The sequence below is a fragment of the Variovorax sp. P4_D9 genome, assembly GCF_056401695.1.
Window position 1 is genome coordinate 1 of the sequence record NZ_JBFUIU010000593.1, and the last position, 5,612, is coordinate 5,612.

At 69.2% G+C, this 5,612-nt stretch carries 7 protein-coding genes; 2 read left to right on the forward strand and 5 right to left on the reverse strand.

The genetic code is table 11. The features are described from left to right. Positions 1–111: 111 nt before the first annotated feature. The 5 genes from AC1DY5_RS39790 to AC1DY5_RS39810 are packed head-to-tail and all read right to left on the reverse strand — an operon-like array spanning position 112 to position 4,243. Entirely contained in the window at positions 112–651 is a 540-nt protein-coding gene (locus AC1DY5_RS39790) for a murein hydrolase activator EnvC family protein (RefSeq protein WP_478119959.1), read from the reverse strand. A 60-nt stretch (positions 652–711) separates the two neighbouring features. Then, on the reverse strand, positions 712–2,493 hold the full coding sequence (locus tag AC1DY5_RS39795; protein WP_478119960.1) for an ABC transporter ATP-binding protein: 1,782 nt from the start codon (positions 2,491–2,493) through the stop codon (positions 712–714). 16 nt (positions 2,494–2,509) lie between these two features. Next, positions 2,510–2,986, reverse strand: a complete 477-nt coding sequence (locus AC1DY5_RS39800) for a CreA family protein (protein WP_478119961.1) — start codon at positions 2,984–2,986, stop codon at positions 2,510–2,512. Then, positions 2,983–3,534 (reverse strand): NUDIX hydrolase, encoded by a 552-nt coding sequence (locus tag AC1DY5_RS39805; RefSeq protein ID WP_478119962.1) that lies wholly within the window; start codon positions 3,532–3,534, stop codon positions 2,983–2,985. Before AC1DY5_RS39805 ends, AC1DY5_RS39800 begins: the two co-directional genes overlap by 4 nt. A 7-nt stretch (positions 3,535–3,541) precedes the next feature. Further along, a complete protein-coding gene (locus AC1DY5_RS39810) occupies positions 3,542–4,243 on the reverse strand; it encodes a fumarylacetoacetate hydrolase family protein (RefSeq protein ID WP_478119963.1) in 702 nt (233 codons plus the stop codon). A gap of 102 nt (positions 4,244–4,345) precedes the next feature. On the opposite strand from AC1DY5_RS39810, the gene maiA reads away from it, so the two are divergent. Continuing rightward, positions 4,346–4,984 carry a maleylacetoacetate isomerase gene (gene maiA, locus AC1DY5_RS39815; RefSeq protein WP_478119965.1) on the forward strand — a complete coding sequence of 213 codons (639 nt, stop codon included), beginning with the start codon at positions 4,346–4,348 and terminating at the stop codon, positions 4,982–4,984. Beyond that, a partial coding sequence (gene pgeF / locus AC1DY5_RS39820; RefSeq protein ID WP_478119964.1) for a peptidoglycan editing factor PgeF occupies positions 4,981–5,612 on the forward strand: 632 nt, incomplete at its 3' end. The genes maiA and pgeF, both read left to right, overlap by 4 nt.

A 5,612-nucleotide genomic window follows, 5' to 3' on the forward strand; every position in this document is an offset into this window, starting at 1 on the left:
GTGCTCCTTTTTGCTTGGCGCGTATTTGACGCGCTCGCTGGGAAAGGAGGGCGCGGCGAAATTCGCCTCGCGAAGACGGCGCACGCCTACAGCGCGCCGGCTGTGAGGCGCTCAGCGCAGCGTGCCGTTCAGGTAGGGCTCGGGATCGACCGCCACGCCCTGCTTGCGGATCTCGAAATGCAGCTTCACGCGGTCGGCGTCGCTGTTGCCGATCTCGGCGATCTTCTGGCCCTGGCGCACCACATCCTTCTCCTTGACCAGGATGGTCTTTGCATGGGCGTAGGCGGTCAGGTAGGTGTCGTTGTGCTGGACGATGACCATGTTGCCGTAGCCGCGCAGTTCGCCGCCCACGTAGACCACGCGGCCGTCGGCCGCAGCCAGCACCGGGTCGCCCAGGTTGCCCGCGATGTCCATTCCCTTGTTGCGCGTGCCGTCGAAGCCGGAGAGCGTGCGGCCCGGGGCCGGGCGGATGAAGATGGCCTGCGGCTTCGGCGGCGTCACGGCCGGCGGGGCCGTCTGGCCGGCGGGCGGCAACGGGTAGAAGGTCGGGCTCGGGCCCTTCGGCGGCGTCGAACAGGCCGTCAGGGCGGCGATCGCGATGGCGGTGCCTGCGATGGCCGCGGCGCGGGAGAGGGGGTTCTGGATGTGCATAACTTTTTTTGGAACGGGGTCGCAGCAAAGGGTTCCCCGGCGCGTGACCGGACCGCAGTTTTAGCATGCTGAAGCTGGCGCGGGTGCGACCATCCGTTGCAGCAGCGGTTGGCGGGTCAGCACGGCTTCTCGCGGTCCGGCATCGACGACCTTGCCGGCTTCCATCAGCACCACCGTGTCGAATCGCTCCAGCAGGCTCAAGCGGTGGATCGACGCCACCATGCAGGCATCGGGATAGGCCGCCGCGATGCGCTCGAGCACCCGCGCTTCGGTCGCCGCGTCCAGCGCGCTGGTCGGCTCGTCGAGCAGCAGCAGCGAACTGCCGCGGGCTGCGAGCACGCCGCGCGCGAGGCACAGCCGCTGGCGCTGGCCGCCCGACAGGTTGAAGCCGCGCTCCGACAGCGGCGTGTCGAGATCGCCGTGGGTGGCCCGCAGCACCTCGTCGAAGCTGCTGGCGTGCATCGCGGCGTGCAACTCGTCGTCGCTGTCCGGTTGGCCGAAGCCGAGGTTCTCGCGCACGCTGGCCTCGAACACCTCGGTCTCCTGCGGGATCAGCGTGGCCAGGTTTCGCAGCCGCGTCCAGGGTTGCGGCCGGCCGTCGATCGCCAGCGTGCCGTGCTGCGGCGCATAGAGCCCCGCCAGCACGCGCAGCAGCGTGCTCTTGCCGCCGCCGCTCGGGCCGACCAGCGCGACGCGCTGGCCGCGGCCCAGTGTCAGCGACACGTCGTGCAGCCCGCTGCGCGCGGCTTCGGCCGCAGCCGGCGTGCCGCGCGGGTCGTAGCGCCAGATCAGGTCGTCGATCGCGAGGCTGCGCCAGGCCGTGTCGGCGGCGATGCCTTCCCCGGCCAGGTCCGGCACCCGCGCCGGTGCCCGCCAGATCGGCGTCGCGCTGGTGTAGTCCGTGTGCATGCGGGCGAAGAACTGGAAGTTGGCGGCCATCGAGGAAACCACGCCGGCGGCCTGCTGGGCGTACTGGTAGATCATGAACACCGCACCGAGCGGCACCGCCTGGCCYGGCGCCCGAGACGGCCAGACATAGGCCACGACCAAGCCCCAGGTCAGCGCCATTCCCATCATGTCGACCGCGAACCACTTGCCTTCGTTGAGCACCACGGTACGCTTGAGCGGCACCGAGATCGCGGCCATGCGCCGGCCCAGCAGCACGCGCGAAGCGGCCGACAGGCGCAGCCCGATCACGGTCGAGGCGTTGCCGAGGAAATCGAGCAGGGCGGCGACGTAGCGGCGGTCGGCGTCGTTCTCGGCCCGCGCGAGCCGCATCAGCGCCCGGTCGAAGCGCAGCACCATGAGGGCGATCACGACGTAGCCGGTGACCGCCATCGCCCCGCTGGTGCGCGACAGCAGGGTCAGCGCGATCAGCGGCCCGATGAAGTTGACGATGTTCGTGAGATAGATGAACTGGTTCTGGGCGAAGTCCGACAGGGCCTTGCTGGCCTGGTGCACGCGGTGCTGCAGTTCGCCAGAGTGATGGCCGTCGTGCCAGGCCAGGGGGGCGGCGGCGATGCGGGCATAGAGCGCATCGGCCAGCTGCTCGCGCACCCGCAGGCCGACGTTGCGCTCGAGGATGCGGCCCGGGCCGTGGACCAGCCAGGAGGCGACATAGACGCCCGCCAGCGCGGCGATCCAGCGGCCCGAGGTGGYGAAGTCGGCGATCTGCAGCGCATTGATGGCCTGTGCCGCGAGCCACGGCATCGTGAGCCGCAGCAGTTGCGAACCGGTCAGCAGCGCGGTGGCGGCCAGCAGTTGCGGCCGGGCGCCCTCGGCGTAGTGCCAGAGCGCGCCGTAGAGCGAGCGGATCGCATTGCCGGGGGCGCTGCTGCTCATCCCAGGGCGTCCGGCGCTACTTCAGTGGGATCGGTGTTGCGCGATCGATGGGCACCGCGGTGACCGAGTTCTTGGGCGAGCCGTCGATCAGCAGGTCGGAGTAGGTCAGGTAGACCAGCGTGTTGCGCTTCGGATCGACCATGCGCACCACGCGCAGTCGCTTGAAGAGCACCGACAGCCGTTCGCTGTAGACCTCCTCGCGCTTGGGCAGCGGCTGGGTCACGCTGACCGGGCCCACCTGGCGGCAGGCGATCGAGGCTTCGGACTTGTCCTCGGCCAGGCCGAGCGCGCCCGAGACGCCGCCGGTCTTCGCGCGCGAGACGTAGCAAGTCACGCCGCTGACCTTCGGATCGTCGTAGGCCTCGACCACGATCTTGTGGTCGGGGCCGATCAGCTTGAAGGCGGTGTCGACCTCGCCGACCTGCTCGGCGCCGGCGATCGTGGCGGCGAATGCGGCACAGTGGAAGATCGTCGACCGCAGCCAGTGCGTCATACGATGTCCACCGTGTGGACGCGGTCGAAGCTGCCGCGCCGGCGGTCCTCGAAGTAGCGCTGCAGTGCCTCGCGCACGGTGCGGAAGGCGATCTCCTCCCACGGAATCTCTTCCTCGGTGAAGAGCCGGGCCTCGATCGTCTCGTGGCCCGGATCGAAGCGCTCGCTCAGCAGCCTCGCGCGATAGAACAGGTGGACTTGGCCGACGCGCACCACGCTCATCACGGCGAACAGGCCTTCCATCTCGTACTCGGCGCCGGCCTCTTCGTCGGTCTCGCGCGCCGCGCCCTGCTCGGTGGACTCGCCGAGCTCCATGAAGCCGGCCGGCAGGGTCCACTTGCCCCAGCGCGGCTCGATGTTGCGCTTGCACAGCAGCACCCGCTCGCCGAGCACCGGGATCGTGCCCACCACGTTGAGCGGGTTTTCATAGTGGATCGTGTTGCAGGCCGGGCAGACCGCGCGCTCCTTGGTGTCGCCGTCGTCCGGGATGCGGTAGACGACGGCGGTGCCGCAGTTCTTGCAGTGCTTGATCGGGACGCGCAGGATCATTGCGTGATCAGATGATCTTCAYGGTCAGGCTGGGCAGTCCGGTGATCTCGCCGACCAGCGTATCGCCGGCCACCACGGCCGCCACGCCTTCCGGCGTGCCGGTGAAGATCAGGTCGCCGGGCTGGRGTTCCCAGGCGGCCGACAGGTGCTCAATGGTCTCGGCCAGGTTCCAGATCAGCTTGCTCACGTTGCTGCGCTGGCGGTCGGTGCCGCCGACCTGCACCGAGATCTCGGCGTGCTCGATGTCGCCGGCCTGCGCGGCCGGCACGATCGGGCCGATCGGGGCGCTCTGCTCGAAGCTCTTGCCGATGTCCCACGGGCGGCCCTGCTTCTTCATGTCGTTCTGCAGGTCGCGGCGCGTCATGTCGAGGCCGACCGCATAGCCGAAGATGTGCTTCATGGCGTCGGCGGCGGCGATGTTCTTGCCGCCAGTGCCGATGGCCGCCACCAGTTCGATCTCGTGGTGCAGGTTCTTGGTCAGGGTCGGGTAGGCCATGCTGCCGGTCGCGCGGGCATCGACCGCCACCACGGCATCGGCCGGCTTCATGAAGAAGAAGGGCGGCTCGCGGCCGGTGAAGCCCATTTCCTTGGCGTGCTCTTCGTAGTTGCGGCCGACGCAGTAGATGCGGTGCACCGGGAAACGCGCGGGCTGGCCGACCACCGGGATCGACACGACCGGGTGGGGGGGAAAAACAAACTCGGCAGTCATGGAAAGGCGTCCTTTTTCAGCGAAAACGGCAGTGTGCCAGAGGGCAGGGCGGGTTGCCGGGGAGTGGCTGCGTCCGGCCGACGCGGCTATGCTTGCCGGATGATGAAGCTGCACAACTATTTCCGGTCCTCCGCGTCCTTCCGCGTGCGCATCGCGCTGAACCTGAAGGGCCTCGACTACGAGTACATCCCGGTCCACATCGCACGCGGCGAGCACAAGACCGGCCCCTTCGCGGCCCTCTCGCCCGATCAGCTGGTGCCCCTGCTGGAGGACGAGGGCGAGCGCTTCACGCAGTCGATGGCCATCATGGAGTACTTGGACGAGATCCAGCCCGAGCCGCCGCTGCTGCCGCACGATCCCGTGGGCCGCGCCCATGTGCGGGCGCTTGCCGAATCGATCGCCTGCGAGATCCATCCGCTGAACAACCTGCGCGTGCTCAAGTACCTGGTGCGCGAACTGAAGCTCGACGACGAGGCCAAGAACAGCTGGTATCGCCACTGGGTGCGCGTGGGCATGGAGGCCTTCGAACGCCAGCTTGCGCAACACCCGGCCGGCACCTACTGCTACGGCAACACGCCGACCATGGCCGACTGCTGCCTGGTGCCGCAGGTCTTCAACGGCCAGCGCTTCGACTGCGATTTCAGCGGCCTGCCGCGCACCATGGCGGCCTTCGAGGCCTGCATGCAGCTCGATGCGTTCCAGCGCGCCCAGCCGTCGCGCTGTCCCGATGCCGAGGCATGAGCCTTCCGCAAGCCTTGATTCCCGACTGGCCGCTGCCGCCCGGCGTTCACTCGCTGTGCAGCACGCGCGAAGGCGGCGTCTCGGCCGGCGCCTGCCAGAGCCTGAACCTGGGCGGGCATGTCGGCGACGACCCCGACCATGTGCGGGTCAACCGGGCCCGACTCCAGGAGGCGCTGGGGGTGCGGCCGGTCTTCCTGCAGCAGGTTCACGGCACCGGGCTGGTGTCGCTCGATGCCCGGAGCGCCGACGACGCCAGCGCCGATGCGTGCACCACCACCACGCGCGGCATCGCCTGCACCATCATGGTCGCCGACTGCCTTCCGGTGCTGTTCACCGACGAAGCGGGCCACCGCGTGGCGGCCGCGCATGCCGGCTGGCGCGGACTGGCCGCCGGTGTCCTCGAGCGCACCGTGGACGCCTTTCAGGCCGAGGGCGGCGCATCGAAGCTCATGGCCTGGCTCGGCCCCTGCATCGGTCCCGATGCCTTCGAGGTCGGCGACGAAGTTCGTGCGGCCTTCGAGGCCGGTCCTGCGGCAGCGAATGCCTGCTTTCGTCCGGCCGGTGCGCCCGGCAAGTGGCTGGCCGACCTGGCGGGACTGGCGCGCCGGCGGCTGCAGACGGTCGGCAT

Coding starts and splice junctions, on each gene's coding strand:
- AC1DY5_RS39790 (WP_478119959.1), bottom strand. CDS start 651: ATGCACATCCAGAACCCCCTCTCCCGCGCCGCGGCCATCGCAGGCACC.
- AC1DY5_RS39800 (WP_478119961.1), bottom strand. CDS start 2,986: ATGACGCACTGGCTGCGGTCGACGATCTTCCACTGTGCCGCATTCGCC.
- AC1DY5_RS39805 (WP_478119962.1), bottom strand. CDS start 3,534: ATGATCCTGCGCGTCCCGATCAAGCACTGCAAGAACTGCGGCACCGCC.
- maiA (WP_478119965.1), top strand. CDS start 4,346: ATGAAGCTGCACAACTATTTCCGGTCCTCCGCGTCCTTCCGCGTGCGC.